Source organism: Pseudomonas sp. LBUM1653, assembly GCF_059716115.1.
Genome location: NZ_CP166803.1, coordinates 1,644,049 through 1,669,239, shown reverse-complemented (window position 1 = coordinate 1,669,239; position 25,191 = coordinate 1,644,049). Strand labels below are relative to the sequence as shown.

The 25,191-nt window shown below is 59.3% G+C and carries 30 protein-coding genes; 14 read left to right on the top strand and 16 right to left on the bottom strand.

Going from position 1 to position 25,191, the window contains the following annotated elements:
- Window positions 1-22: 22 nt before the first annotated feature.
- Entirely contained in the window at window positions 23-1,309 is a 1,287-nt protein-coding gene (locus ACA054_RS07675) for an MFS transporter (RefSeq protein WP_497688859.1), read from the bottom strand.
- A gap of 147 nt (window positions 1,310-1,456) precedes the next feature.
- On the opposite strand from ACA054_RS07675, the gene ACA054_RS07670 reads away from it, so the two are divergent.
- Window positions 1,457-2,371: a LysR family transcriptional regulator gene (locus ACA054_RS07670; RefSeq protein ID WP_497688858.1), complete on the top strand. Its 915-nt coding sequence runs from the start codon at window positions 1,457-1,459 to the stop codon at window positions 2,369-2,371.
- Between the two features lie 113 nt (window positions 2,372-2,484).
- On the opposite strand, the gene ACA054_RS07665 is transcribed toward ACA054_RS07670, so the two are convergent.
- Genes ACA054_RS07665 through ACA054_RS07655 form a run of 3 tightly spaced genes read right to left on the bottom strand, consistent with a single transcriptional unit; the run spans window position 2,485 to window position 4,347 of the window.
- Window positions 2,485-3,027, bottom strand: coding sequence for a DUF2937 family protein (locus ACA054_RS07665; RefSeq protein ID WP_020797831.1), 543 nt, complete (start codon window positions 3,025-3,027; stop codon window positions 2,485-2,487).
- Window positions 3,028-3,039: 12 nt separating this feature from the next.
- Complete coding sequence (locus tag ACA054_RS07660; protein ID WP_008056134.1) at window positions 3,040-3,816, bottom strand: class II glutamine amidotransferase; 777 nt, start codon at window positions 3,814-3,816, stop codon at window positions 3,040-3,042.
- A gap of 33 nt (window positions 3,817-3,849) precedes the next feature.
- Window positions 3,850-4,347 (bottom strand): MFS transporter, encoded by a 498-nt coding sequence (locus ACA054_RS07655; RefSeq protein WP_497688857.1) that lies wholly within the window; start codon window positions 4,345-4,347, stop codon window positions 3,850-3,852.
- A 303-nt stretch (window positions 4,348-4,650) separates the two neighbouring features.
- Between ACA054_RS07655 and ACA054_RS07650 the strand changes: the two genes are divergently transcribed.
- Window positions 4,651-6,705 (top strand): S9 family peptidase, encoded by a 2,055-nt coding sequence (locus tag ACA054_RS07650; RefSeq protein WP_497688856.1) that lies wholly within the window; start codon window positions 4,651-4,653, stop codon window positions 6,703-6,705.
- Window positions 6,706-6,902: 197 nt separating this feature from the next.
- Window positions 6,903-7,376 carry a cyclic nucleotide-binding domain-containing protein gene (locus tag ACA054_RS07645; RefSeq protein WP_497688855.1) on the top strand — a complete coding sequence of 158 codons (474 nt, stop codon included), beginning with the start codon at window positions 6,903-6,905 and terminating at the stop codon, window positions 7,374-7,376.
- Here ACA054_RS07645 and ACA054_RS07640 read toward each other — a convergent pair.
- The gene (locus ACA054_RS07640; protein WP_497688854.1) at window positions 7,373-7,663 is read right to left on the bottom strand and encodes a hypothetical protein; all 291 of its coding nucleotides are present in this window, start codon (window positions 7,661-7,663) and stop codon (window positions 7,373-7,375) included. The two genes, ACA054_RS07645 and ACA054_RS07640, sit on opposite strands and share 4 nt — an antisense overlap.
- A 94-nt stretch (window positions 7,664-7,757) precedes the next feature.
- Here ACA054_RS07640 and ACA054_RS07635 point away from each other — a divergent pair, with 94 nt between their 5' ends.
- The 4 genes from ACA054_RS07635 (at window position 7,758) to ACA054_RS07620 (ending at window position 9,990) form a co-directional block, all read left to right on the top strand.
- A complete protein-coding gene (locus tag ACA054_RS07635) occupies window positions 7,758-8,444 on the top strand; it encodes a spermidine synthase (RefSeq protein ID WP_497638469.1) in 687 nt (228 codons plus the stop codon).
- 48 nt (window positions 8,445-8,492) lie between these two features.
- Window positions 8,493-8,864, top strand: coding sequence for a YajD family HNH nuclease (locus ACA054_RS07630; protein ID WP_007944009.1), 372 nt, complete (start codon window positions 8,493-8,495; stop codon window positions 8,862-8,864).
- A gap of 197 nt (window positions 8,865-9,061) precedes the next feature.
- Complete coding sequence (locus ACA054_RS07625; protein ID WP_046816778.1) at window positions 9,062-9,532, top strand: RNA methyltransferase; 471 nt, start codon at window positions 9,062-9,064, stop codon at window positions 9,530-9,532.
- Window positions 9,533-9,612: 80 nt separating this feature from the next.
- The gene (locus ACA054_RS07620) at window positions 9,613-9,990 is read left to right on the top strand and encodes a YgaP family membrane protein (RefSeq protein ID WP_497688853.1); all 378 of its coding nucleotides are present in this window, start codon (window positions 9,613-9,615) and stop codon (window positions 9,988-9,990) included.
- A 128-nt stretch (window positions 9,991-10,118) separates the two neighbouring features.
- On the opposite strand, the gene ACA054_RS07615 is transcribed toward ACA054_RS07620, so the two are convergent.
- Complete coding sequence (locus ACA054_RS07615; RefSeq protein ID WP_497688852.1) at window positions 10,119-11,351, bottom strand: hypothetical protein; 1,233 nt, start codon at window positions 11,349-11,351, stop codon at window positions 10,119-10,121.
- Between the two features lie 20 nt (window positions 11,352-11,371).
- A complete protein-coding gene (locus ACA054_RS07610) occupies window positions 11,372-11,821 on the bottom strand; it encodes a YcgN family cysteine cluster protein (protein WP_497688851.1) in 450 nt (149 codons plus the stop codon).
- Window positions 11,822-12,099: 278 nt separating this feature from the next.
- Between ACA054_RS07610 and ACA054_RS07605 the strand changes: the two genes are divergently transcribed.
- A complete protein-coding gene (locus ACA054_RS07605; protein ID WP_497688850.1) occupies window positions 12,100-12,693 on the top strand; it encodes a nitroreductase family protein in 594 nt (197 codons plus the stop codon).
- A gap of 125 nt (window positions 12,694-12,818) precedes the next feature.
- Here the strand turns inward: ACA054_RS07605 and ACA054_RS07600 are convergent, their stop codons facing one another.
- From ACA054_RS07600 to ACA054_RS07580, 5 genes are all read right to left on the bottom strand, one after another.
- The gene (locus ACA054_RS07600) at window positions 12,819-13,751 is read right to left on the bottom strand and encodes a D-2-hydroxyacid dehydrogenase (protein ID WP_497688849.1); all 933 of its coding nucleotides are present in this window, start codon (window positions 13,749-13,751) and stop codon (window positions 12,819-12,821) included.
- A gap of 120 nt (window positions 13,752-13,871) precedes the next feature.
- On the bottom strand, window positions 13,872-14,165 hold the full coding sequence (locus ACA054_RS07595) for a YcgL domain-containing protein (protein ID WP_497688848.1): 294 nt from the start codon (window positions 14,163-14,165) through the stop codon (window positions 13,872-13,874).
- Complete coding sequence (gene rnd, locus ACA054_RS07590) at window positions 14,162-15,295, bottom strand: ribonuclease D (RefSeq protein ID WP_401308820.1); 1,134 nt, start codon at window positions 15,293-15,295, stop codon at window positions 14,162-14,164. The genes ACA054_RS07595 and rnd overlap by 4 nt, the downstream gene beginning before the upstream one ends.
- Window positions 15,296-15,418: 123 nt before the next feature.
- The gene (locus ACA054_RS07585) at window positions 15,419-16,081 is read right to left on the bottom strand and encodes a class I SAM-dependent methyltransferase (protein ID WP_497688847.1); all 663 of its coding nucleotides are present in this window, start codon (window positions 16,079-16,081) and stop codon (window positions 15,419-15,421) included.
- Window positions 16,082-16,142: 61 nt separating this feature from the next.
- Entirely contained in the window at window positions 16,143-17,792 is a 1,650-nt protein-coding gene (locus ACA054_RS07580) for a phosphoethanolamine transferase (protein WP_497688846.1), read from the bottom strand.
- 327 nt (window positions 17,793-18,119) lie between these two features.
- On the opposite strand from ACA054_RS07580, the gene ACA054_RS07575 reads away from it, so the two are divergent.
- On the top strand, window positions 18,120-19,298 hold the full coding sequence (locus ACA054_RS07575; RefSeq protein WP_497688845.1) for a cyanate transporter: 1,179 nt from the start codon (window positions 18,120-18,122) through the stop codon (window positions 19,296-19,298).
- A gap of 93 nt (window positions 19,299-19,391) precedes the next feature.
- Window positions 19,392-20,327, top strand: coding sequence for a LysR family transcriptional regulator (locus ACA054_RS07570; RefSeq protein WP_497688844.1), 936 nt, complete (start codon window positions 19,392-19,394; stop codon window positions 20,325-20,327).
- A 3-nt stretch (window positions 20,328-20,330) separates the two neighbouring features.
- On the opposite strand, the gene ACA054_RS07565 is transcribed toward ACA054_RS07570, so the two are convergent.
- Together ACA054_RS07565 and ACA054_RS07560 are read right to left on the bottom strand one after the other, a co-directional pair.
- Window positions 20,331-20,696: a 5-carboxymethyl-2-hydroxymuconate Delta-isomerase gene (locus tag ACA054_RS07565; protein WP_497688843.1), complete on the bottom strand. Its 366-nt coding sequence runs from the start codon at window positions 20,694-20,696 to the stop codon at window positions 20,331-20,333.
- A gap of 57 nt (window positions 20,697-20,753) precedes the next feature.
- A complete protein-coding gene (locus ACA054_RS07560; RefSeq protein ID WP_497688842.1) occupies window positions 20,754-21,680 on the bottom strand; it encodes a LysR family transcriptional regulator in 927 nt (308 codons plus the stop codon).
- 242 nt (window positions 21,681-21,922) lie between these two features.
- On the opposite strand from ACA054_RS07560, the gene ACA054_RS07555 reads away from it, so the two are divergent.
- Window positions 21,923-22,129 (top strand): hypothetical protein, encoded by a 207-nt coding sequence (locus tag ACA054_RS07555; protein ID WP_497688841.1) that lies wholly within the window; start codon window positions 21,923-21,925, stop codon window positions 22,127-22,129.
- A gap of 184 nt (window positions 22,130-22,313) precedes the next feature.
- The gene (locus tag ACA054_RS07550) at window positions 22,314-22,526 is read left to right on the top strand and encodes a hypothetical protein (protein WP_497688840.1); all 213 of its coding nucleotides are present in this window, start codon (window positions 22,314-22,316) and stop codon (window positions 22,524-22,526) included.
- Window positions 22,527-22,757: 231 nt separating this feature from the next.
- On the opposite strand, the gene ACA054_RS07545 is transcribed toward ACA054_RS07550, so the two are convergent.
- Complete coding sequence (locus ACA054_RS07545) at window positions 22,758-23,375, bottom strand: hypothetical protein (protein ID WP_497688839.1); 618 nt, start codon at window positions 23,373-23,375, stop codon at window positions 22,758-22,760.
- A gap of 440 nt (window positions 23,376-23,815) precedes the next feature.
- On the opposite strand from ACA054_RS07545, the gene ACA054_RS07540 reads away from it, so the two are divergent.
- Together ACA054_RS07540 and ACA054_RS07535 are read left to right on the top strand one after the other, a co-directional pair.
- A complete protein-coding gene (locus ACA054_RS07540) occupies window positions 23,816-24,142 on the top strand; it encodes a hypothetical protein (RefSeq protein WP_497688838.1) in 327 nt (108 codons plus the stop codon).
- A 2-nt stretch (window positions 24,143-24,144) separates the two neighbouring features.
- Window positions 24,145-24,840 carry an SOS response-associated peptidase family protein gene (locus tag ACA054_RS07535; protein ID WP_497688837.1) on the top strand — a complete coding sequence of 232 codons (696 nt, stop codon included), beginning with the start codon at window positions 24,145-24,147 and terminating at the stop codon, window positions 24,838-24,840.
- Here ACA054_RS07535 and ACA054_RS07530 read toward each other — a convergent pair.
- On the bottom strand, window positions 24,837-25,067 hold the full coding sequence (locus ACA054_RS07530) for a hypothetical protein (RefSeq protein WP_497688836.1): 231 nt from the start codon (window positions 25,065-25,067) through the stop codon (window positions 24,837-24,839). The genes ACA054_RS07535 and ACA054_RS07530 overlap by 4 nt on opposite strands.
- Between the last annotated feature and the right edge of the window lie 124 nt (window positions 25,068-25,191).

Genomic DNA, 25,191 nt, shown 5'->3' with positions numbered 1-25,191 from the left:
TGACACGCCCGCAGATTACCAGTTACTGGGCGTCGAGTTGCTTGCCACGGGTTTCCGGCAAGCTCAGGGCCGCGAGGATCACCACGCCGTAGGACACCGCCGCAAAGGCACCGATGCCCACACTCAGCGGCACGGTCTGGCTGAGCAGGCCGATCAACAGCGGGAACAACGCCGCCAGCGCCCGGCCGATGTTGTAGCAAAAGCCTTGGCCAGAACCACGAATCCGCGTAGGGAACAGCTCGGTCAGGAACGAACCCATGCCGCTGAAAATCCCCGAAGCGAAGAAGCCCAATGGAAAGCCCAGCCACAGCATCACGCCGTTGCTGACCGGCAATTGGGTGTACAGCAAAACGATGGTGAACGAGCCGACGGCGAACAGGATGAAGTTCTTTTTGCGACCGAGGATGTCGGTCAAATAGGCGCTGATGACATAACCGACGTAGGAACCGACGATCACCATCGCCAGATAACCGCCGGTGCCGAGTACGCTCAAACCGCGTTCGTTCTTCAAGAAGGTCGGCAGCCAGGAGGTGATGGCGTAGTAGCCGCCCAGCGCACCGGTGGTCAGCAACGAAGCGCGAATCGTGGTGAAGAGCATGCCGGGGGCGAAGATCTCGTAGAACTTCGCCGGATTGCTCGGTTCCTGTCTGGCTTTGGCTTCGCGGTAGATTTCCGGGTCCTTGACCAGGCGGCGGACGAAGATCACGAAAATCGCCGGCACGATGCCGAGGATGAACAGCGCGCGCCAGGCGTCTTCCGGCGGCATTATCGAAAACAGCAGCGCATACAGGATTGCGGTCAGGCCCCAGCCCAGCGCCCAGCCCGATTGCACCATGCCTACTGCCTTGCCGCGGTCCTGAGCGCGGATGACTTCGCCGATCAGCACTGCGCCGGCGGTCCACTCGCCGCCGAAACCGAAGCCCATCAGGGTCCGCGCGATCAGTAGTTGCTCGTAGCTCTGAGCGAAACCGCAGAGGAAGGTGAAGAACGCAAACCACAGCACGGTCAGTTGCAAGGTGCGCACACGACCGATGCGGTCGGAGAGAATCCCCGCCACCCAGCCACCAATGGCCGAAGCGATCAGTGTGCTGGTGTGAATCAGCCCGGCCTGGCCGGTGGTAATGCCCCACATGGCAATCAGGGTCGGCACCACGAAGCTGAGCATCTGGGTGTCCATGCCATCCAGGCCATAGCCGATCTTGCAGCTCCAGAAGGTGCGGCGTTCCTGCTGATTGATGTTGCGATACCAGTCGAAAGGTCCCGGGCGAGCCGTGGCTTTCGGAATGAAGGGGGTGTCGGGCGCACTCATGGCAAATCTCCGCGCTGATTTTATTGGTATTGTTCTGAGCCCCGACGACGCCTATCGTGGGAACCGGATGTGTCGATTTTTGGACGCGCCAGCCCTCTGCGTCCAACTAATAAAAACCCGCCCTAGCCATAAGAAAAACTTGATCACATGAACCTGAAGTTTCTCGAGACATTCGTCTGGGTCGCCCGGCTCAAGAGTTTCCGCCTCACCGCCGACAAGCTCTTCACTACCCAGGCGTCGATTTCCAGCCGCATCGCCGTACTCGAAGGCGAGCTTGGGGTGAAGCTGTTCCTACGCGACTCGCGCGGTGTGAGCCTGACCCCGGAAGGCTTGAAAGTGCTCGAATACGCCGAGCAGATGATGGACACCATGCAAGCGCTCAAGCAGTCGATCGAGACACGTTCGAGCAAGGCGGGACGTGTGCGCATCGGTGTGATGGACACGGTGATCCACACCTGGCTGAGCCCGTTGGTGGCGCAGATGACCGATCACTACCCGCTGGTGGAAATCGAACTGGTGGCCGATACCTCGCTCAACCTCTGCGATCAGCTGCAAAAAGGCTTTCTCGATGTGATCCTGCAAACCGATCTGCTGCGCCAGGAAAGCGTGCGCAGCCTGGAACTGGCCAGCCACCCCATGGGCTGGATCGTCGCCAGCAATTCGCTCTACAACCGCGACTACTCAGGCATCGTCGACCTTGCCAATGAGCGGATCATTACCTACTCGAAAAACTCCCATCCCCATCAGGAAGTGCTCGCGCTGATGCAGGCCAACGGCGTCATGGCGCCACGGCTGAACTGCGTGAACTCGGTCTCGGCGATCACCCGATTACTGCGCGACGGTTTTGGCATCGGTGCATTGCCGCCGGTGCTGGTGGCGGAGGAACTGGCACGGGGTGAATTGACCTTGCTGGACATCGACCAGCGACCACCGGACTTGCAAGTGGTGGTGTCGTGGCGGGTGGGCGTGGAATGGGTCGAGGAGATTGTGGCGTTGTGTCAGCAGGTGCTGGAGGGGTATGCGCGTCGGGTGGGTGCGAACTACATTACCTTGGCCGGTTGATGATCGTTCCCACGCTCTGCGTGGGAATGCAGCCCGGGACGCTCCGCGTCCCATTCAGAGCCGAACGCGGAGCGTCCGTTGAGGCATTCCCACGCAGAGCGTGGGAACGATCATTACAACCCGCGCAAATCCCGTTCTTCGATCGGCCGGCTCTGGCGCAATCGCTTACCACCCAACACCACCCAATCGATCAGACGGAACAGGCACTCAATCCCGAACGACAGCAGCAATGCGCCGCTCATGCCCCAGATCATCGCCTCCGGGGTCAACAGGATCTGGTAGCTGTAGCCGTTCCAGGTTTCCTTGCGAATATCCGGATCCGCAGCCAGCACCACTTGCAGGAAGCGGATGTACCACGGCCCTTGCATCGCCTGGAACTGCTTGTCCAACGCCACCTGGCGAGTCAGCAGGTTGCCCAGGCTGTCGGCGTCGCTGCGAAAGATCGGGTCTTCACTGGCGCGATAGTGGGCGACCAGGGCCTGCATGTCCCCCTTGAAGAATTGATTGGCGGTGTTCTGAAACCCGCTCAGCCCGGCCTGCGCTTCAATCAGGTGCGCTTCGACCCGCTTGGCGTAATCATTGATGAACCCCGGCACCTGGACACCGATCAACAGGCCCGCCGCAAACAACACCAGCCGTAGATAACTGAGCAACATGGGGGATGATCCTTATTCGGTCCTGCCCTGGCTGACGCATTCACCGCGTCGCCACAGGCTCCATTGGCCTGGCTCATAGCGGGTCCAGGTTTCATTTTCGGTCAAGGGTTCGGTGGCGATCACCGTGACCACATCGTTAGGTGTGGTTTCGGCCTGGAAGTCGACGATCACATCGACGTCCTTCAAGCGCGCCGGGCCGAACGGGGCACGACGGGTGATCTGCGCCAGCTTGGTCGAGCAATAGCAGAACAACCAGTCGCCATCGCTGAGCAGGCAGTTGAACACGCCCTTGCTGCGGTATTCGGCGCAGGCAGCGACCAGATCCGGCAGCAGTTCTTCGACCTCTACTGGCTCGGGAAACGCGGCCCGCACGCGGTTGAGCAAGTCACAGAACGCCGCTTCGCTGTCGGTATCGCCGACGGGCCGGTAGAAGCTGGCGGTCGGCTGCAGATCCGCCAACTGGCCATTATGGGCGAAGCACCAGTTACGTCCCCACAACTCGCGCACGAAGGGATGGGTGTTGGAAAGGCAGACCTTACCGACGTTGGCCTGGCGGATATGCCCGATCACCACTTCGCTCTTGATCGGGTAGCGTTGCACCAGGTTCGCGACTTCCGACTCGCAGCTCGCCGCCGGGTCCTGAAACAGGCGCAAACCCCGGCCTTCGTAGAAAGCGATGCCCCAACCGTCTCGGTGCGGACCGGTACGCCCACCGCGCTGCATCAGCCCGGTGAAGCTGAACACGATATCGGTCGGGACATTGGCGCTCATGCCCAATAACTCACACATGCTCGGACTCTCGCTTCAAGCCAGGGGGCAAAGTTACAAACGCGGTTCGACCCGCATGCGCTGGGGGTTACTCGGCACTGGCGGACGACCGTAACGATCGTCACCGGCACCGCCGAAAGGATGTTCCTCTTCCGGTTCATCGGCGTAGGCAGCGGCGTGGGCGGCGGCCGCCTGTTCATTGCGGGCCCTGGCGCCCCGCTCGAGGACGAAACGAATCGCCACGAACACCAGGTAGAGGCCGAAAGCGATCATGCCGTACATGAACAGATCGGAAATCGCCCGCCACGCGTTGTTGCCGACCTTGAACAACAGGTCAAGTGCCGTGATGGCAAGGGCCGGGGCCACTTTTTCCTTCACCGGGTCGATGATGGTCGGGCTGAACAGCAGCACCGCCACCAGTAAACGCAGGGGTTCGCGCAACCAGCGCCACATCCAGCGGGTGATGCGCATCCACACCAGCAGGCAGCCCAAAGCGGCAAAGGCGTAGAGGCCCCAAGCGATCAGATAGTCGTTCTCGGTCATGGTGTCCATGGCAAGGCAGGCAAAGAGGCGCTTATGATAACGGCTTTTCGCCCATCAGGCTGCTTCAATGCCAGTCGGGCAAAACACAAACCCTGTGGGAGCGAGCCTTTGTGGTGAGGGGATTTATCCCCGTTGGGTCGCGCAGCGGCCCCAAAACCTGCAACAGCGGAGTATCAGATACACCGCGTGCACTGGCTTTGCGACTGCTTCGCAGCCGAACGGGGCGGTGCGACGTTTCGCTAAATCCCCTCAACCATAGAATCTCCCACAGTTTGCGATATCCTTACTTCGTACATTGTTCGAGAATCCTTCATGCCCCTATCCGCCAACGTTTCCGACGCCCCGATTGCCCGCAAGGCCGAAGGATCCGACCCGTACGCCTGGCTGCAGGAGCGCGACAGCGCTGCGGTCCTCGACTACCTCAAGGCTGAAAACCGTTATCAGGAGGCGCAAACCGCCGATCAGGCCGGGTTGCGTGAAACCCTGTTCGAGGAGATCAAGGGCCGGATTCTCGAAACCGACCTGTCCCTGCCCTCGCCATGGGGACCCTACCTGTACTACACGCGCACCACGGCGGGTGACGAATACGCCCGCCACTACCGCTGCCCGCGCCCGGCCGACGACAGCCTGGTCCTCGACGAAAGCCGGGAACAACTGCTGCTGGACCCTAACGCACTGGCCAAAGGCGGCTTCTTTTCCCTCGGCGCGTTCAGCATCAGCCCCGATCACCAGCGCCTGGCCTACAGCATCGATTCCACGGGCGACGAGGTTTACACGCTGTTCGTCAAGGAGTTATCCGACGGTCGCGTCAGTGAACTGGAATTCCAGGACTGCGACGGCAGCATGACTTGGGCCAACGACAGCCTGACCCTGTTTTTCGGCGAGCTGGACGACACCCATCGCCCGCATAAACTGTTGCGCTATCGCCTGGACGGCACGGCGGCTGAAGAAGTGTTCCATGAAACGGACGGCCGCTTCTTCATGCACTGCTACCGTTCGAGCTCCGAACAGCAATTGCTGCTGTCCGTGGGCAGCAAAACCACCAGCGAAGTCTGGGTGCTCGACGCCAACCATCCGCAACAGCCCTTCAGCTGCATAGCGCCACGCCTGGAAGACCATGAGTACGACGTTGACCACGGCACGCTCGATGGCCAATGGACCTGGTTCATCCGCACCAATCGTGACGGCATCAATTTTGCTCTGTACACCGCCCTCGACAGTGGCGTGGCGCCAGCCGAGGCCGACTGGCAGAACCTGATCCCCCACAGCGACACGGTGATGATCGATGGCATGAGCCTGAACGTCGGCGCCATGACCCTGAGTCTGCGGGTCGGCGGTTTGCCGGTGATCGAAGTTCACCCGCAGGACCTGCCGAGCTATCGGGTGCAACTGCCGGACGCGGCCTACAGCCTGCACGTGCAGAACAGCCTGGAGTTCGTCAGCGAGCGGATTCGCCTGCGCTACGAAGCGTTGAACCGTCCGGCGCAAGTCCGCCAACTGGAACTGGTCAGCGGTGAGCAGAAAGTACTCAAGCAAACCCCGGTGCTTGGCCCGTTCGACGCCGACGCTTACGTCAGCCAGCGCCTGTGGGCCACGGCGCCCGATGGCACGCAAGTACCGATCAGTCTGGTGGTCAAGCGCGAAGCGCTCGGCAAGCCGGTTCCGCTTTACCTGTACGGTTACGGCGCCTATGGCGAAAGCCTCGACCCGTGGTTCTCCCACGCACGCCTGAGCCTGCTCGATCGCGGCATGGCGTTCGCCATCGCGCACGTGCGCGGCGGCGGTGAGCTGGGCGAGGCCTGGTATCGCGCCGGCAAGCAGGAGCACAAGCAGAACACCTTCAGCGACTTCATCGCCTGCGCCGAACACCTGATCGCCAATGGCTTGACCACTGCGCCACAACTGGCGATCAGCGGCGGCAGTGCCGGTGGCCTGTTGATCGGGGCGGTGCTCAACCAGCGCCCGGAGCTGTTTGGCGCGGCGATTGCCGAAGTGCCGTTCGTCGATGTGCTCAACACCATGCTCGACCCGGAGCTGCCATTGACCGTCACTGAATACGACGAGTGGGGCAATCCTCAGGAGCCGGACGTCCATGAGCGGATCAAGGCCTACGCGCCTTACGAAAACGTCACCGCGCAAGCCTATCCGGCGACGCTGGTGATCGCCGGCTACAACGACAGCCGCGTGCAGTACTGGGAAGCGGCCAAATGGGTGGCGAAATTGCGCGCCACCAAGACCGACGGCAATCCGCTGTTGCTCAAGACCGAACTGGGCGCCGGGCATGGCGGGATGAGCGGTCGATACCAGGGATTGCGTGACGTAGCACTCGAATATGCATTTTTGTTCAAGGTATTGGGTGTTGCCTGAGGAACTTGGCGTGATGACTCAGTCTTAAGAAAGAACTTGTAGGAGCGAGCGATGCGGCGATCCGACTTGCCCGCGAAGGCAGTTGCTCAATCAACGTTTGATGTTGAATGTTGTGGCCTCTTCGCGGGCAAGCCACGCTCCTACAAGGGATTCATATAATCCGGAACAACAGACACAACAAAAAAAGACCGCACGACATGTCAGAACCCACCTTACTGAACAACGAAATTCGCAACTGGCTGATGGACTGCGGCCTGTTCAACCAGCTGCTACCGGCGGAATTCGCCGCAGCCTCGGGCTATTTCAGCCTGAGCACCATTGCCCAGGGCGAAGAGATTTTCCATGAGGGCGATGCCGGCAGCTTCATGTGCATCATCCACAGCGGCCAGGTGGCGGTGCAGAAGACCACCAGCGACGGCCAGCAGGTGACCATCGCGACGCTGCGCAGCGGTCGCTCGTTCGGCGAAATGGCCGTGCTCGACGGCGAACGGCGCTCGGCCAGTTGCGTGGCCGCGAGCAGCTGCCAGTTGCTCAACCTGGGCAAGGATTCGCTGGAAAAGATGCTCAACGACGCACCGAAAATCGCTGCCAAGATCATCCGCGCCCTCGCCGTCTCTCTCTCCAGGCGCTTGCGCATGGCCGATGGGCAATTGCTGTCGCAGCAGGTTTAACCGCCGGGCGACTTGACCTTCGGCGGGTTCTGCTCAATCCCCGGCACCGGCTGGTCCTTGGTCGGCGGACTCGGCATTTCGATCGGCACCAACGGTGGGCCGCCACTGCCAGGGCCCACTTTCGGCAGCGGTGCCGGGCTGATCTGCGGATACGGCGTGGGCGTTGCGGTGCCCGGCGAACCGGGCATTGGCGCGGCACTGATCGGCGTGGTCTGCAGCTGCTGGGCCTGCACTGCAGTTATCGAGAGCGCGGCCAGGGCAATGGCCGTTAGAATGGTGCGCTTCATCAATGGCTCCGTTGGCCTTGTGGTCGTTTGCAGGCTACTCCCAACTGCGCCCGTTTGCTTTCCCTGTGCTGCCATTTTTCCTCAAGTGAGCCCCATGAAACGTTTTGTTCTGCTCGATACCGCCCCCATACCCGAGAACGGCGGCGCCCTGTGCCTGTTCGAATACGGCGAGGATTTCGTCATCAAGATCCAGGGCGGTGACGGCGGACAATTGATGAACACGCGCATGCACGGCTCCGAGGATGCCCTGGCCGAGATCCCCTGCCGCAAGGTCGCAGGACGGCCGAACTCGCGGGTGTTGATCGGTGGCCTGGGCATGGGCTTCACCCTCGCCTCGGCGCTCAAGCATCTGGGCAAATCCGCTGAAGTGGTGGTCGCCGAACTGGTACCGGGCGTTGTGGAGTGGAACCGCGGAGCGCTGGGCGAAAAAGCCGGAAATCCGCTGCAAGACCCGCGCACGGTGATCCGCCTGGAAGACGTGGCCAAAGTCCTGCAGGCAGAGCCGCAAGGTTTCGACGCGATCATGCTCGACGTCGACAATGGCCCCGAAGGCCTGACCCAGAGGGCCAACAGCTGGCTCTACTCCGCCGGTGGCCTGAGCGCCTGCGCCAAGGCCCTGCGACCCAAAGGCGTGCTGGCGGTCTGGTCGGCCAGCGCCGACCGACAGTTTTCCGACAAACTGAAAAAAGCCGGTTTCAAGGCCGAGGAAGTGCAGGTCTTCGCCCACGGCAACAAAGGCACCCGCCATACCATCTGGATTGCCGAGAAGCTCAAGGGCTGAGCTAAACTGCGTTTATACCGTCATTAGTCATTCAACAAAGGTGAACCCATGAGTTCGTCCACCCCGACCAACACCTCGAAGCTGGACCGCATCCTCGCCGACAACCAGCGCGACAAGGAAATGGGCTACCGCGACAAGGCCCTGAAGATGTACCCGCACGTATGCGGTCGCTGCGCCCGTGAATTCTCCGGCAAGCGCCTGAGCGAACTGACCGTGCACCACCGCGACCACAACCACGACAACAACCCCCAGGACGGGTCGAACTGGGAATTGTTGTGCCTGTACTGCCACGATAACGAACACTCGCGTTATACCGACCAGCAGTATTTCGGCGAGGGCTCGCTGAGCACGCCGAAAATCGCCAAGGCGACGCACAACCCGTTTGCGGCGTTGGCCGGCCTGATGAAGAAAGAAGACTGAAGATCTTCAGCGCCTGCACCGCCCCCATCGCGAGCAGGCTCGCTCCCACATTGTTCTGCGTCCGTCAGGACACCTCGGTCAACTGTGGGAGCGAGCTTGCTCGCGATAGCAATAGCCCTGCCACCGCCAATCTCCAAACTGACCGCTGCCTGCCAATCCCCGTATAATCGCGCTTTTTTCCCAAAGGCACCCCGCTCGTGGCAGATAAACGGTACAGCTGCATTGGTTTGTATAACCCTAAGTCACCGGAGAACGTCGGTTCGGTGATGCGCGCCGCTGGCTGTTATGGCGTGGCGTCGGTGTTCTACACCGGCAAGCGCTATGAGCGCGCCGCCGACTTCGTCACCGATACCAAGCGCGTCCATTACGACATCCCGCTGATCGGCATCGACGACCTGAAGAAAATCCTGCCCCTCAATTGTGTACCCGTTGCCGTGGAACTGGTCGACGGCGCCCGCCCGTTGCCGGAGTACACCCACCCGGATCGCGCGCTGTACATCTTCGGCCCGGAAGACGGCTCGCTGGACAAAGAGATCCGTGACTGGTGCGAAGACGTGGTCTACATCCCGACCACCGGCTGCATGAACCTCGCCGCCACGGTCAACGTCGTACTCTACGACCGCATGGCCAAGGGCCTGAATACCCGCTCGGGGCCGAAATTCCGCTGAATCGCAGCACATCCGATGGAACAAGTGGCTTGCTGTGGCAGTCATCTGATCTATCCATTACTCAAGCCTGGAGTCAGATCATGAGCGAACTCAAACGCGTAGAGCGCATCGAATCCACCCCGTTCCAGACTCATACCGATCAGAACGTTCACGGTTGGGAACGTCTTGGCTCCCTGGCCGGTGGCGTGGTGATGGTTGGAAAGGGACTGCGCCGTGGCGGCATTTTCGGTTTGATTCAAGTGGCCATCGGCGGCGTCGCCCTGGCCCGCGGCATCACCGGCCACAGCTCGGCGAAAAGCCTGCTGGAAAAAAGCCGTCAGGACATGAACAACGTGCGGGCGAAGATTCAGCGAGCGGGTGAAGAGTTGAGCCAATTGAAGGCTAATGCAGAGGCGGCGACCAAAACTGCGACGGTGACCGGCAATGATTCTTTGAAGTCGCCTAAAACCGGGGTTTGATCCTGAGTTTTTGCTGGGGCTGATGGCCTAATCGCGAGCAAGCTTTGCTCCTACAGAAGTTGCGTCGTTCACAAATGTTCCATTCGACACGATTCCTGTAGGAGCAAAGCTTGCTCGCGAAAGCGGTATTACTGAAGCAACCCGGTATCCAGGACTTTGGAAGCCTCGCCAATCACGCTCTCACTGAGCTGAACGAACTCCTTGGTATCAATGCTCCCCAGACGCATCGCCCCCCGCAGCACATCATCCAGCGAACGCTTGTTACGGGTCTTCAGGCGAATCTCCCGATCCAGCTCCTGCAGCAACACCACCGCTTTGGCCACCTGTGCAGAGTTGATCTGCTCGCCGCGCAAACTGGTGACTTTCTGGCTGACCTTGAGCAGCTTCTTATGCAAATCCTCATACCGCTCATCACTCATACCGCCAGCCCGGCGCACGAGTTCGATGGCGTAATACTCGGCAAAGCCTTCGCTGATCCAGTCGCTGCGCTGCTGATCGTTGATCCGCCCGAACACCTGAGCCAACTCCCGCACCAGTGCACTGGTGCCGCTTTCGCTGACCAATGGCAGACGGCTGTTCAGGTAGATCGATTCATGCGCCGACAGGCTGCCGCGCCACATCGGATCGTTGGCGCCGACAATCAACAACTTGGTCGGATGACGAGGAAACACCGCTTGCACCTGCGGCCATACAAACGTCAGCAGCGTCAGCACGTCCATGCGCCGCATGCCCTGGCCTCGCGGCGAGGTGACAGTGACTTCGGTTTCGCCCAACCGGGTGCGTCGACTACCGAGGTGACCCGCAAGCATCCAGCCCGTGGGCCGGTCGAACAGTCGAGAAACGTTATCGATGCGGAACTTGTTCTTGCCGATGCGCGGCCAGGCAGTTTCGACGCTTTGCCAGCCGTTGGGCAACTCGAATTCAAGGCGTGACACCAGTTCGATGCCGTCCTGCTGATCGAGTTTGGCCGGCGGCACCAGATCGTCGCCGCGCAGCAGCGCCCAGGCCGGGGTCATGCGCGTGTCGAAGCTGCCGCTCTTGCGGCCATGGCTGATGCGAACCCGGTAGGTCAGGCTGGCCTTGTCGGTGATCGGGCGCCAGACACCGCGGGCCTGCTTGCCTTCGGTCAGCTGCCATTGGCCGTCAGCCTTGAAATCACTGTAGTGGCTGCCGTCGCCGAGGTCGAAATCCAGGCTGCGTACCGCCGAACCCTGGGCCAGGGTCAGGCGCACTTCAGCCTGGTCGCTTTGCGGCAACAGGCGCACGTGGTAATCCAGATCAACCTTCTTCGTCGCCGCCCACACGGGAGAACTCAGGGTCAATAACCCAACGGCCAGCGCCCGCCGCCATGCCACAGCCATACACACTCCTTTGTAAAACCTTAACCCGCGCGGAAGATCAGATGGTCTTCCCAATCCTCTTCAGCCACGCTGCCTTCGGCGAGCATGCGCCCGGACTGGGAAATACGTTCCTGGTGCACCGCGTCGCGATCGCCGCACACAAGGTGATGCCACAACGGCAGGTCCTTGCCCTCGCTGACCAGGCGATAGCCGCAGGTCGGCGGCAGCCATTTGAACTCGTCGGCCTTGCCCGGAGTGAGCTGGATGCAGTCCGGCACCGAGGCGCGACGGTTGGGGTAATCGCTGCATTGGCAGGTTTTCAAGTCCAGCAGTTTGCAGGCGATGCGCGTGTAATAGACGCTGTTGTCGTCTTCGTCTTCGAGCTTTTGCAGGCAGCACAGCCCACAGCCGTCACACAGCGATTCCCATTCCTGCTGATCGAGTTGATCGAGGGTTTTGCGTATCCAGAAAGGTTCTACTTTGGCGGCCATGGTTCAAGCATCGACATCAGGTGGTGAAAAGGCCGCCAGTCTAGTGCCCGCAGCCCCGCGGGCCAAGCATTGGCGACTGTCGGTAGGACGGGACTTGTCAGCAAGGGCAGCGCCAAGTAGCTTTGCCAATCGCAAGGAGCCCTACCCGCGTGCCATTAACGCTCGACCGCGTTGCATTCCGGTGACCGCCCAGGCTCCGAAAAACCTCACCGCCCAGCTCAACTGCGCCCGCAGGTTTCAGACGATCCTCTCTTTCAAACGTAGCAAGGAATCTCTTGATGAGTGCAAACCCACGCATTGCCGACTATGCCATCCATCCTCAATTTACCGATCGCTGGTCGCCCCGCGCCTTCACCGGCGAAACCATTCCTGAAGAAACCCTGCTGAGCTTCTTTGAAGCCGCACGTTGGGCACCGTCGGCGTACAACTCGCAGCCTTGGCGGTTTCTCTATGCGCGTCGCGATACGCCGAACTGGGAGCGTTACCTGGGCCTGCTGAACGAATTCAACCGCAATTGGGCGCAACACGCCTCGGCATTGGTGATCGTGATTTCGAAAACCACTTTCGCCGCGCCTGGCGCCACCGAAGAAACCCCAGCGCTGTGGCACACCTTCGACACCGGTTCCGCCTGGGGCCACCTGGCGCTGCAAGCCAGCATCAGTGGCTGGCATACCCACGGCATGGCTGGTTTCGATCAGGAACTGACCCGCAAAGAGCTGAACATCCCTGAAGGCTACGCCCTGCACGCAGCCGTGGCAGTGGGCAAGCTGGGGGATAAAGCGACGCTGGCGGATTACCTGCAAGCGCGGGAAGAGCCGAGCCCGCGGCGTCCGTTGAGTGAACTCGCCGCCGAAGGCGATTTCACCCTGTAAGACAGACTACGAAACCAATGTGGGAGCGAGCTTGCTCGCGATAGCAGCGCGTCAGTCAACGATTTTGGTGACTGACACACCGCTATCGCGAGCAAGCTCGCTCCCACATTTGATTCGAGTAGATTTCAATACCCGCGATTGAAATCCACTTCCCCGCGCAACCCTTCACCCGCCTGATACGCCCGCAGGTTCTCGACAAACAGATTCACCATCAGCGATGGCGAGGTCGGTGCCGAGCTGTGGCCCGTCAGCAGCAGGCCGAAGGCCGTCCAGAACGGATGACGTTGCGGCAGCGGCTCCTGGCGACAGACGTCGATCACGGCGCCCACCAGATGCCCTTCCTTCAAGGCTTCCACCAGATCCGCATCCACCACCGCCACACCGCGCCCGACGTTGATGAACAACCCGCTCGGCTTGAACTGTTTGAACAACGCTGCATTGTAGATATCGTGGGTATTCGGGGTATTCGGCAGCAGATTGACCACATAATCCACTTCACCGACCAATCGTGGCAGGTCCTCCAGCGAACCGACTTCGATAAAAGGTGCCTGCTCACGGGCTTCACTGGCGATGCCATACAACTGCACACCAAAAGGTACGAGGAACTGCGCCACCGTCTGCCCGATATCACCGGTACCGACGATCAATACCTTGCGCCCCGCCAGGCTCTGGCCGTGACGGCTGTCCCATTTGCGCTCGACTTGGCTGACCAGCCGCGCCAGCACCTCACGTTCGTGGCCGAGCATGTAGGTGAGCACATACTCGGCCATGACCTGACCGAAAATCCCCACCGCGCGGGTCAGGCGATAGTGCCGGGGCAAGCCATCGGCCAGCAGCGGCGTGATCCCGGCCCAGGTCGATTGCAGCCATTGTGGCTGATGCCCCTGACGCAACAGGGTCGCCAGCAAGTCGGGTTGGCCGAGCCAGACCGGGCAATCGGCAGCCAGACGCGCCAGTTCGGCGGAATCGCCGCTGGTCAGTACTTCCACGTCGGGCGCCGCCTCTTGCAACAGTCGGGCGTACACCGGGTGGTCGTGTTCAGCAATCAGAACGCGCATGCTTCAAACCTTTCGAAAAACAGTGCAGACGGCCACAGACAGAGTCCTGCTCTGTCGTTGCGGCCATCGCCAAAATCATTCCAGTGTTCATCCAGGCTTTGAACAGAGCCTGTCTGTCGATCACATGGGGTCGTTGCGTCGCAGCAATTCTTCCGGCAAGTGTTCGATGTATTCATCTTCCGCTGGCGGCATTTGCAGGTGATAGCCCTGCTTGTCGAGGTTATCCAGCACGACGGTAATGTCCTCGCGCGACAGTTTGCGCTCGGGGCTCAACACCAGGTCGAACGCGTGGATAGGTTTGCCGAAGGCGGCCATCAAGGGTTCCGGTACACGCTCCAGAGCATCGCTCTTGAGCACATACAGGTACATCTCGTTTCTCTTCGAACTGCGGTAGATGGAGCAAATACGTTTCAAGGCTGTTCTCCGGCGGTGGCCAGGCTGTCGAGCAGCGCCTGGCCCATCAATTCGCGGCGCCAGCCACGCAGCGAATCAGGCAATTGGTAGGGACCATTGGGGAAGCCGCTTTTGAGCAAGGCTTCCAGGGTTTTCTTGCGCAGCATCAGCTCAGGAGCGATGTTCAGGCGCTCGGCCTCGGCCTGGCCGATGGCTTTGAGCCGCTTGAGCAGCGCGGCGGCGTCCACCGGCAACGGCTCAGGCACGGCGGGCGGCCATTGCTCCGGCGACACACTGCCAGAGCGCTTGATCAGATCAAGCAGAAACTCGCCGTCCTGACGCACGGTACGCGGGTGCATGTCTTCGATTTTCGCCAATGCGCCGAGATTGTCCGGTTGCGTGCGCGCCAGCGGCCAAAGCGAATGCTCGCGGATGATGCGGTTGCGCGGCAGGTCTCGGGCACGCGCCTCTTGCTCGCGCCAGGCGCAGAGTTCACGCAACACGGCGAGCTGCGCACGGGACAGCTTCCAGGCCAGCTTGGCGTCGCGATAGACCTCGAACGGGTCGATTTCGCGGCGCAGGTTGGCCACCAGCTCCGCACCGTCTTCGAGGACCCAGGCGTATTTGTCGTCCGAGAGTTGCGGACGCAATTTGACGAAAACTTCCGCCAGGTGCACGGCATCTTCGGCAGCGTAGCTGATCTGGGTCTCGGAAAGCGGGCGTTGCAGCCAGTCGGAACGGGTTTCGCCCTTGGGCAGGTCGATACCCAGTACTTCCTGCACCAGCCGCGAATAGCCCATGGAGAAACCCAGGTTCAGGTAGGCGGCGGCCAGTTGCGTATCGAACAGCGGTGCCGGCAGGCTGCCGGTCAGGCGCAGCAGGACTTCGAGGTCTTCGCTGCACGCATGGACAACCTTGACCACGGCCGGATTTTCCAGCAAGGCGGCCAGAGGCTGCCAGTTGTCGATGGTCAGCGGATCGATCAGGTAGGCACGTTCGCCATCGCCGACCTGTAGCAGGCCCGCGATCGGGTAGAAGGTGTCAACCCGCATGAATTCGGTGTCGAGGGCAACGAATGGCAGCTGCTGCCACTCGGTGCAAAACCGACCGAGGCTATCGTTGTCGCGAATCCAGTGAATATCGATGGCCACACGGCTCTCCCTTGAAGAATGGCGCGCAGTATATATCGCCCCCGACGATTTCCGCGCATCCACTGAACAAGAGCTTTAGCGAAAATGCCTGCCTGACAGTAAGAATAGTCTTACAAACACTGCCTAACCGACCTTACCCAGCACGTAAAACCGCCTCGGTGCGCAACCGGGCAGAAAATCCTGATGGCTGAGCACGCGCAATCCCGCCCGCTTGAATTCAGCCTCGAGCTGGGCCTTGCTGACCAGCGGCCCCGCTGCGCCCCCCTGCCCGTCGGTGCGCCATCCCTTGAAACGGCCACCGACACGCACCGCCACAATCACCGTATCGCGACTGACCCGGTAAAACTCGCCCAACATCGCCAGACGAAGTTCGGGACAGGCAATGTGCTGAAACAACTGCATGCAAAAAATGCAGTCAACTGCATTCTCCGACAAACCAATGCTGAAGGCGGAGCTTTGAAAGGTCCTGACTCGCTTCATCAGGCTCTGCGGATGGTGGGTCCAAGCATGTTCGAGAATAGCCTGGGACGGATCCATCGCGAGGATCACCCGGTTCGCACGCTCGCCAAGCACCGACCAGAAGCGCCCGACACCGCAAGCCACATCGAGAATCAAGCCCGGTTCGCCGGCGGTTTTGAGCGCCCGGCGCACCATTTGCTCGTCACGCCAGAACGCCAAGCGCTCGCCCAGGCCTTGCGCTCGCGGCTGCAGGCAGACGCGGGCGTGTTCCTGGTCATAATGCCGGGCGAACTCGAGCTCGATGGCGGAGAGGGACTGAGCAGACATGTGCAAGGGCTCTTGAGCGTAGATGTGCCGGCCGCAGGCCGTCGTATGAAATAGAGGTCGCTCAATCTTTGGCCAGTACGCCGTCGATCGCCGCCCTGCGGCACCCGGCAAACATATCCAGGTCCTGGTTATAAACCTTGCTGTTGACCTCCAGCAGCCCCAGCATCGAATGGAACAGGTTGTCCTGGCTCAAGGGCTTTTCACGACTCAGTTGCAGGCAATGGGTGTCTACCGAGAACGACTTCTGATAGCTGTCGGAGAACCAGGCCAGCATCGCCACATGCTTCTGCTGTTCCGGTGCCAGCATGTAAGGCGTGCCATGGAGGAACAGGTTGTATTCACCCAAGGATTCGCCGTGGTCCGACAGATACAGCATCGCGGTATCGACTTTGTCCTGGTTGCTGCGCAACAGATCAATCAGGGTCGACAGCACATGGTCGGTGTACACCAGCGTGTTGTCATAGCCATTGATGATGCTTTCGCGGCTGCAGTTATTCAGTGCATTACTTTTGCAGACCGGAGTAAAGCGCTCGAACTCCTTCGGATAGCGTTTGTAGTACTCCGGACCGTGACTGCCCATCTGGTGCAATACCAGTACCGTGTCCTTATCCAGGGTGTCGATGAAATGCTGCAGACCTTGCAGCAGGATTTCATCGCGGCATTCACTGTTGGCGCAAAGGACCGGGTCTTTCAGATTGCTGACATCATCAAGGGTGACGCGATCGCAGGTACCCTTGCAGCCAGACTGGTTGTCACGCCAGATCACCTCGAGGCCGGCACGCTTGAGTACATCCAGCAGGCCTTCTTCGTTCTTGGCCTTGCTCGCGTTGTAATCCTTGCGCCCCATGTTGGAGAACATGCAGGGCACCGACACCGCTGTTTCAGTGCCGCAGGAATGCACGTCGGTAAAGGCAATCAAACCGGCTTCTTTATCCAGCTGAGGCGTCGTTTCACGGTTGTAGCCGAGAATGCCGAAGTTCTCGGCCCGGGCACTTTCGCCCACCACCAGCACGGTCAGGGATTTACGGCCGTGGGATTGCCATGCCGGATTTCTCTGGGCATCTTCACCGACTTGGACAAAGGGCTGGCGCGCTGACGCGACCTGCTCGCGCAAGTAACCGGCGGAGGCACCAATGTAATTGCTCGGCACCACCATCAGGCGCAGTTCATGGTGATTGCGAAACAGCGAAGACAGGCCTTGATAATTAACCAGCGCAACACCACCAATGACCGCCGCAGAGGCAAAAGTCACGAGTGACTTGCTTAATAACTCACGATGCCAGCGGCGATAACTAACCGGCGTTTTCCACAACAACCAGGACGGCAGCACACCGAGGAAAACCATATAAGCAAGTAACTTGATAGACAGTAAGTCACGCACTTCCGTGGCATTGGTTTGAGCGAAGTTTCGCAACATGCCTATGTCGATCAAGACGCCGTATTCGCCCATGAAATAAGCGACCCCCGCACTGATCATGAACAGCAGGGTCAGCAAGGGTTTCAGCACCGGCCGAAAAGCCAGCACGGTCAGGATAATGTTGAAGGCCGCGAAGATCATCACCCCGAATGCCACCCGCATGACAAAGCCTTTGCCGTCAGACGCGGTGATTTCGAAGAGGTGCTGCCACAAGACAAAATTGCAGGCAGTCAATAAAAAGGCGCTGGCAATCAGTGTCACCCATTCCGGGCGCACGGCTTTAATCTTCAACATGGTTTTTGAGTGATCCTGAAAAGAAGTGCCTTCGATAAATGTGAAAATTTCATTTATCGCGACAACACTAACTCTAGGCAGCCGACCATCAATTTTTCGTGAAAAAGAAGCCAACGATTAGTTGCACACCTTACACTCGATGAAACTTTCTACTTATTTGAGAATGGTTCAGGTCTGGTTCAGCAAGGTCAGAGACTGAACATCTCAAGGATGCTCGCCGGTGTCATGCCAGCCCTATTTAATTTCCCGATACTGCCCAAGACTTTCTGATTTGCCGCCCGCGAACCACTCGCGCCTAATCGGCTCCTGATTTATCAAGGTCCGATCATGGAAAACATTCGCGCCACCTCCCGCCCTGCCCTGTGGCTGATGTTCAGCATTATTTTGGTCGCACTGAACTTGCGGCCCTCCATGGCCGCGGTCGGGCCTTTGCTATCTGCGATTCGCGGCGACATCCCGCTGAGCTTCAGTCTCGCGTCGCTGCTGACCCTGCTGCCGGTCATGACCATGGGGCTGGCGATGTTCTTTGGCCTGGCGATCAGCCAACGCCTCGGCGAGCGACGCACGGTCGTGCTGTCGCTGCTGGTCATCGGCCTGGCCACTGCTTCGCGATTGTTCCTCGATTCCGCCCTGGAACTGATCCTCAGCGCCGTGCTGGCCGGCATCGGCATCGCGCTGATCCAGGCGCTGATGCCGACGCTGATCAAATCCCGATTCAGTGACAACGTGGCCCTGTGCATGGGGCTCTACGTCACGTCGATCATGGGCGGTGCCGCCATTGCAGCCTCCTTCGCCCCGCTGGTGATGGTCCGTAAGGGCAGTTGGCGCCTGGGCCTGGCAATCTGGGCGGTACTGGCCGTGCTCGCACTGCTGTTCTGGAGCAGCCAACGCACGGCAGCGCCGACGCCCGGCTCAACGAGCAACCGCTCCTTCTTCAGCCATCCCCGCGCCTGGTTGCTCGCGGCTTTTTTCGGCCTGGGCACGGCGTCCTACACCTGCGTACTGGCCTGGCTGGCGCCGTACTATGTGGAAAAGGGCTGGAGTGAACAAAACGCCGGGTTGCTGTTGGGCTTCCTGACCGCCATGGAGGTGTTGTCCGGCCTGCTGACACCAGCCATCGCCAACCGTAGCCGTGATCGACGCCTGGTGCTGGTAGTGTTATTGGCGCTGATCATGGCCGGTTTTTGCGGGTTGATTCTGAGTCCGGCACACCTCGGTCTCTTGTGGCCGTGCCTGTTGGGGCTGGGAATCGGCGGGCTGTTCCCGATGAGCCTGATCGTGTCGCTGGATCATCTGGACGATCCCCGGCCCGCGGGTGCGCTCACCGCGTTCGTGCAAGGCATCGGCTATCTGATCGCCGGCCTTTCACCGCTGGTTGCCGGGATGATCCGCGATCAGCTCGGCAGTTTCGAATGGGCCTGGTGGTCACTCACCGGCGTCATGGCACTAATGATCCTGATGGCCTTGCGCTTCGATCCACGGCATTACGCCAGGCACATGCACTGACTCGCAGCCCACCTCGAATGCCGGCGGGACATTCTCCTGCTGCCTTCATTACGTTAGGATCATTCGCACAAGTTTGCGCATGAGCCAGAAAGGATGCTGAACAGTAACGTGCTACGAAAGCTCGACATGCAGGACCTGATGGTATTCGTCGCCGTGTATGAGCAAAACAGTGTCTCCGGCGTTTCCGAGACACTGTGCGTCAGCCAGTCCACCGTGAGTTACTGCCTGAAAAAACTGCGCGCCGGATTTGAAGACGAATTGTTCATCAATACCCGCACCGGGATGCGCCCCACTTTCAAAGCCGGCAGCATGTACCCCCACGTGCTGAAGATCCTCGACAGCATCAACCTGTGCCACGCCAGTGCGTCGGCGTTCGATCCGACCGTGCAACCGACGGTTTTCAACCTCTGCGCACCGGAATACTTCGAGCAACTGGTTCTACCGCGCCTGCTGAAGCGTTTCGCGCTCGCCGAGCTTGCGGTGACGGTCAATGTGCATAAGCTCGAAACCGACATCCCGGCCGAAGCACTGCGTGATGGCAGCCTCGACCTGGCAATAGGTTTCGGTCCGGACTTTCATCGAAACCACGGTGACTTCAAAGCGCGGACGCTGCTTGAAGATGATCTCGTCTGCGTCTTTGACAAACGCGCCACCCCGCCGCAACCACGCCTGAGCCTGCAAACCTTTGTCGAGCGCCGGCATGTGTACCCGACACCCTGGACATCCACCAGCAACATGGTCGACGGCTGGTTGGCGCAGCAAGCCCGACAACGGCAGATCGTTGCGCGGGCCAATAGCTACAGCGCGGCCCTGAAGATGATCACCGGCACCGACTTCATCCTCACCCTGCCCCGGCGCATCCAGCAATTGCTGGCCAATGAAAGTGTCTTCGATTGCAGTGAGGCGCCCCATGGCTTGCCGGGATTCACCCTCGACATGCAGTGGAGCCAGGGCGCCGATCAGGACAGCGCCAATACCTGGTTGCGTGAGCAAGTGATCAGGGCGTGCGCCGAAGCGTATACGGCCTGAAACTCAGACGCCGACGGTGGCCTTGGCATAGGGTTCGCGATCGATGTCGAGAATCTCCACGCACAACTGCACCTCAACCCCCGCCGGCCATTCACACAGGTCCTTGACCACTGCCAGCAGGCTTTCGGACAGCTGCTTCTTGATCTGCTCCGAGCGACCGCTCAGCAAGGCCAGTTTCACATGCACGAACCCCCGCTCGCTCAGTGCCGTGCCGACCTTGAACGTCTCGACCTTCACCGCGCGGCTCTTGATGTCGAATTCGGCACCGAACTGACCGGAGCCCACCAGCGTATTGTTCAGACGCATCAGCGCCACATCGGCGTTCAGGTCAGGCAGGTTGGCGGTGTATTCCAAGTGCAGGTGAGGCATGGCGTAACTCCTGTAGGTCGGCGGAAAGTTCTTACATATAGCACAGCGCTGCCTTGCTCACTGGGGCAGCGACAACAGATTGCGCTCGCCCATGAACGCTTCAATTCGTGAGCGCAACCAGCGCTCGGCAGGGTCGCTGTCGACATGGCTGAGCCAGACCATGGACAACTCGAGGGTCGGCGTCTTGAACGGAAACGGCTCCTTGAACAACTGACCTGTAGCCGCCATGGCTGCTGCGGTGTAATCCGGCAGACTGGCAATCAGATCGGTCCCGGCGAGCAACGCCGGCAACGAACTGTATTGCGGCACCGAGAGCACCACCTGGCGGGTGCGGCCGATCGCTGCCAGCCACTCGTCAGCGAAACCACTGACGTTGGCAATGTGGGACACCAGCAAATGTGGGCGCGAGCAGTACTCATCGACCGTCAGCGGTGTATCGCTGGCATCGGCTCGTAAAACGCAGGGATGGATGTGCCGCAACAACTTGCGCTTGGCGTTGGCTGGCAGACCACGGGTCTGGCTGACGCCGACCGTTATGTCGCCAGACGCCAGCAAGTCGGGAATGCGCCAGTAATCGACATTCTGCACCACGAACACCACCTTCGGCGCTTCCTGGCGCAACGCCCGCAGCAACGGCGGCAACAGGGCGAATTCGACATCGTCCGACATCCCGATGCGAAAGGTCATGGTGCTGCTGCTCGGGTCGAAATCATGGGTCAGGCTCAACGCCACCGACAACGAATCCAGCGCCGGCGACAAGTGCCGAAAGATCTCTTCAGCCCGCGCCGTTGGCTCCATGCGATGGCCGACGCGTATGAACAACGGATCGTTGAACATGGTACGCAAGCGGTTGAGCGCCGAACTGATGGTCGGCTGACCGAGAAACAACTTCTTCGCCACCTTGGTGACGTTGCGTTCGAGCATCAGCGTTTCAAACACCACCATCAGGTTGATGTCGGCCTTGCGTAGTTCGTTGCGATTCATCCATTGCCCCCGCGCTCAAAAACTATCGACAGTTTAGGGAGGTGTAACAATCGGCGTCTACGCGACTGAACGAATGCCTCGAGCGATTTGTGTTTAATGCCAACCGGCTCACGCGCCGGGTCCTACATCCCCTTCCTGATTTCGTCGCGCCTCTGGCGGGACGGCCCCGCGCCCCTAAGCTCAGGAGGCTTCGGGCAAAAACGGCCCGGACGACAACCTTCAAACACAATAGGAGAATTTCAATGGCTAGAGACAAAGCGAAAGACGACAAGCACTTCAACTGCACCCAGACGCATGAAGCCGACTACGTCGCCGGCCTCTATCCTCACGCCAAGGACGAAGTGAAAAACTTCCTGGCATCGGCCTGCAAGGACAACTCCCTGCACAACTCAACCCACAAGGACGTCTACGACTTGATCAAAAGAAAACTGGGCCACTCGCAGCCGTAAGACTGGCCAGTTAGAACGAAGCTGCTCTGTCTGAGCAGCTTCCCCCTATCAAAGGATGAGGCAAACATCACGACACAGTCCAACGGGTGATAAAGAAGCGCAGTTGCTCCAGAATTTCCCCGCGTCATCCAGTCCGGATGACGGGAGCACATCGCTCATTTCAATTATCGCAAGGAAGCAACACATGACTATGGATTTGAATCAACACTTGGACACTGCCAAACAATACATCGGTCGGCAATACACCGAGGAGCTTCGCGCAGAACTCGCCAACAAGACCTGCCTGGCAGTACGACCGACGGGTGTTGGGTACATCATGACCAAGGACTACAACCCTGCACGAATCAACCTGCTGGTCGAGAACGAAATCGTCACCCACGTAACCATGGGTAACTGATTGGCCCTGCGTACCCCGTGCAGGTAAAAACCTGACAGGTTATTGCACAAACAAAAAAGCCCCGTAACTTTTCAGCTACGGGGCTTTTTCTATGTAATGGCGGAGAGATAGGGATTCGAACCCCTTCCAAATACTTATCAGACCGCCCTAGGCCAGAAAAAACGGTGCTTTCTTGCCTAGTGACAAGCGCCACGCGGTCTATAGCGGCCCTAGTTTTGCCCTAAATCTGCCCTAAACTTCGATGGGCCCATCCGGGGAGTCACTACGCTTCTTCTGAGCCTTCAGATACAGCTCATATTCATAGGCTTGCTCTGCTTCATGATCCAGATCTTGATCTGTCTTGCAGCCAGTGACGACCAACGGGTCTTCTTCCACAAAGTCCCAACCATTCCGAAAAATCAACTGGATCTGAGCATCAACGTAAAATTCATTACCGTGCCAAACTCGGTCGAGGTCCTGCTCTCCTTGATACTCGAAGTAAACTTCAAGTGTGAGCACGCCGTTAGATTCATCGTAATCCGCCGACGATATCTCCAGGTTTTCTATGGCGAATCCTGTTGCATTCGTATCAGCAATGGCTCCGCTGAAGGCATCTTCGACCAGGAAATCCAACGCCACCCATATTGGGTCTTGGTACAGGACGTCTTCTAAGTTTGAAACACCTACAGCCCGCCTCATGAGACGGTGATCACTGGGGTTGGCCTTAGATACTGCAACCATTTCATGGTAATGAGCAAAGCCGGCATTTCGGGCTACATGCTCTTGCGCCAATGCAAGTGGAACACCCATGGATTTCCCGTAGGCCTTCGCTTCGCGTTTGATTAGGTTGATATAGCTGTATTGAGTCATAGCTCTACTCCAGATCGGCGCATGAATTTACGATTGCTTGCTCACCGCGCGCCTGGGTAGGAGCTACGCGAATGGGGGGGAACTGCGTATGCCACGATGGTGTTTGACTTCGCCAATGCAAGCGGCAGGCGCCCATCAGCGCCTTGGGATATCTATCCACAAAACGCGCTAGCGTTCAAGTCCTACCGTTTTGTGCCACACGCCGATTGTGTTGGAGTACTAACGGAAAAAGCCCTACACCCTTATGTTACAAGGGCTGTAGGGCTGATTTGACAAAATAGGGTTATCGTTTATTTGGCATTGAATGGCGTGGATTGGCGTACGATTTGCCCCATTTTTGCCCCATCGCATTTCTCTCAGCCGCTTCTCGTCGCCCAACCCTCGCCTATCGTGCGCATCTAGCTTGCTGTATATACAAACAGTACAAACAGGGCGCAGCCGTGGATCCGTATGAAATCGAAGATACCAGCGAATGGCTCGGCAGTCCGACCAGGCTCGAAACCGTAACGCATTACGCCCATATGCTCGAGGGAGACATCGAAGAGTTGAGGCGGCAGCTGCACGCAGCGAAGGGCAATGTTTCCACCCTTGTTGAAATGAACGACCAGCTGTCAGCTGAACTCCAAAAAAAGCGGGCATGGATGGCGAACCTTGAGGCGGAAACCACCGATCAGTTGGCCCAGATCCGGAGCCTGACATTGGTCCTGGATCAAAAAGAACGGATTATTCGCGAGTTGCAGCTAGGCCAGCTGAACCAGAGGAACTGACCATGTGCGGACGACTTTCCCAATACGATGGCATCCACGACTTCGTCGCGGCACTCAGCATGCCCAACCCGCTGGTTAACAAGGCAGGCGACCATCCGTTCGAGCGGTATAACGCAGCTCCGACAACCCAACTCGCTATTTTCCACAAGGAAGGTGAATACCTGCATGCCGACATGGTGCGCTGGGGATGGCGTCCGCATTGGGCCAAGGACCGCGCACCACCGATCAATGCCAGGGTAGAGAAAGTCGCCCACGGCCCATTCTTCCGTGCGATCTGGCCGCACCGGGCCATCATCGCGATCAACAACTGGTTTGAATGGGTCGACGAAGGTGGACCGAAGAAGCAGCCCTACCTGATACGCCGGCGGGACCGCGCGCCAATCTTGTGCGCTGCGATCGGACAGTATCCCAATGCCGAGCATGAGCCAAGCGAACACGACGGCTTCGTCATCATCACCGCCGACAGTGCCGGTGGTATGGTTGATATCCACGACCGCCGGCCGGTTACGCTTTCGCCAGAGCTCGCTCGGGAATGGCTTGACCCGGCCACGCCAAAGGAGCGAGCCGAACAGATGGTGATGCACCAAGGCGAGCCCACCGAGGCATTCGAGTGGTTCAAGGTGGACCGAGCGATAGGCAACGTGCGCAATCAGGGGCCCGACCTGATCAAGCCAGCCGAGGAAAACGGCTTGTTCTAAGTCGCGGCCAGCGCTCTCAGCCGCTCTTCAGTCGCGGAGTCGAAGATGACATAGAGCCGATCAATGGTCGCTTCACTCAAAGCGCGGGCCGACTCCAAGCCAAGCACAAAACCCTCAGCGCGTGCGCCCGCTTTCGCCGCAACAATCATCGAGTCCGCCTGGGCGATCTGAGCGAGAAGCTTGTCCGCTTCGCGCTCAATCTTTGTGCTCAGCTCTACACCATCCATGCCGCCACCATTTCATTTGAGTGATCGGCTACAGGATAGCGTCATATGTTCCCTGGATCGGACTTTTAGCTTACGGATACTGGAATCGCTTACCTTTCGCATGCACACTTGGGCCTTCTGAGTA

Excerpts from the sequence above, each read along its gene's own strand:
- ACA054_RS07675 (WP_497688859.1), bottom strand. The coding sequence starts at position 1,309 with ATGAGTGCGCCCGACACCCCCTTCATTCCGAAAGCCACGGCTCGCCCG.
- ACA054_RS07670 (WP_497688858.1), top strand. The coding sequence starts at position 1,457 with ATGAACCTGAAGTTTCTCGAGACATTCGTCTGGGTCGCCCGGCTCAAG.
- ACA054_RS07665 (WP_020797831.1), bottom strand. The coding sequence starts at position 3,027 with ATGTTGCTCAGTTATCTACGGCTGGTGTTGTTTGCGGCGGGCCTGTTG.
- ACA054_RS07660 (WP_008056134.1), bottom strand. The coding sequence starts at position 3,816 with ATGTGTGAGTTATTGGGCATGAGCGCCAATGTCCCGACCGATATCGTG.
- ACA054_RS07655 (WP_497688857.1), bottom strand. The coding sequence starts at position 4,347 with ATGGACACCATGACCGAGAACGACTATCTGATCGCTTGGGGCCTCTAC.
- ACA054_RS07650 (WP_497688856.1), top strand. The coding sequence starts at position 4,651 with ATGCCCCTATCCGCCAACGTTTCCGACGCCCCGATTGCCCGCAAGGCC.
- ACA054_RS07645 (WP_497688855.1), top strand. The coding sequence starts at position 6,903 with ATGTCAGAACCCACCTTACTGAACAACGAAATTCGCAACTGGCTGATG.
- ACA054_RS07640 (WP_497688854.1), bottom strand. The coding sequence starts at position 7,663 with ATGAAGCGCACCATTCTAACGGCCATTGCCCTGGCCGCGCTCTCGATA.
- ACA054_RS07635 (WP_497638469.1), top strand. The coding sequence starts at position 7,758 with ATGAAACGTTTTGTTCTGCTCGATACCGCCCCCATACCCGAGAACGGC.
- ACA054_RS07630 (WP_007944009.1), top strand. The coding sequence starts at position 8,493 with ATGAGTTCGTCCACCCCGACCAACACCTCGAAGCTGGACCGCATCCTC.
- ACA054_RS07620 (WP_497688853.1), top strand. The coding sequence starts at position 9,613 with ATGAGCGAACTCAAACGCGTAGAGCGCATCGAATCCACCCCGTTCCAG.
- ACA054_RS07615 (WP_497688852.1), bottom strand. The coding sequence starts at position 11,351 with ATGGCTGTGGCATGGCGGCGGGCGCTGGCCGTTGGGTTATTGACCCTG.
- ACA054_RS07610 (WP_497688851.1), bottom strand. The coding sequence starts at position 11,821 with ATGGCCGCCAAAGTAGAACCTTTCTGGATACGCAAAACCCTCGATCAA.
- ACA054_RS07605 (WP_497688850.1), top strand. The coding sequence starts at position 12,100 with ATGAGTGCAAACCCACGCATTGCCGACTATGCCATCCATCCTCAATTT.
- ACA054_RS07600 (WP_497688849.1), bottom strand. The coding sequence starts at position 13,751 with ATGCGCGTTCTGATTGCTGAACACGACCACCCGGTGTACGCCCGACTG.
- ACA054_RS07585 (WP_497688847.1), bottom strand. The coding sequence starts at position 16,081 with ATGTCTGCTCAGTCCCTCTCCGCCATCGAGCTCGAGTTCGCCCGGCAT.
- ACA054_RS07580 (WP_497688846.1), bottom strand. The coding sequence starts at position 17,792 with ATGTTGAAGATTAAAGCCGTGCGCCCGGAATGGGTGACACTGATTGCC.
- ACA054_RS07575 (WP_497688845.1), top strand. The coding sequence starts at position 18,120 with ATGGAAAACATTCGCGCCACCTCCCGCCCTGCCCTGTGGCTGATGTTC.
- ACA054_RS07570 (WP_497688844.1), top strand. The coding sequence starts at position 19,392 with ATGCTGAACAGTAACGTGCTACGAAAGCTCGACATGCAGGACCTGATG.
- ACA054_RS07565 (WP_497688843.1), bottom strand. The coding sequence starts at position 20,696 with ATGCCTCACCTGCACTTGGAATACACCGCCAACCTGCCTGACCTGAAC.
- ACA054_RS07560 (WP_497688842.1), bottom strand. The coding sequence starts at position 21,680 with ATGAATCGCAACGAACTACGCAAGGCCGACATCAACCTGATGGTGGTG.
- ACA054_RS07555 (WP_497688841.1), top strand. The coding sequence starts at position 21,923 with ATGGCTAGAGACAAAGCGAAAGACGACAAGCACTTCAACTGCACCCAG.
- ACA054_RS07550 (WP_497688840.1), top strand. The coding sequence starts at position 22,314 with ATGACTATGGATTTGAATCAACACTTGGACACTGCCAAACAATACATC.
- ACA054_RS07545 (WP_497688839.1), bottom strand. The coding sequence starts at position 23,375 with ATGACTCAATACAGCTATATCAACCTAATCAAACGCGAAGCGAAGGCC.
- ACA054_RS07535 (WP_497688837.1), top strand. The coding sequence starts at position 24,145 with ATGTGCGGACGACTTTCCCAATACGATGGCATCCACGACTTCGTCGCG.
- ACA054_RS07530 (WP_497688836.1), bottom strand. The coding sequence starts at position 25,067 with ATGGATGGTGTAGAGCTGAGCACAAAGATTGAGCGCGAAGCGGACAAG.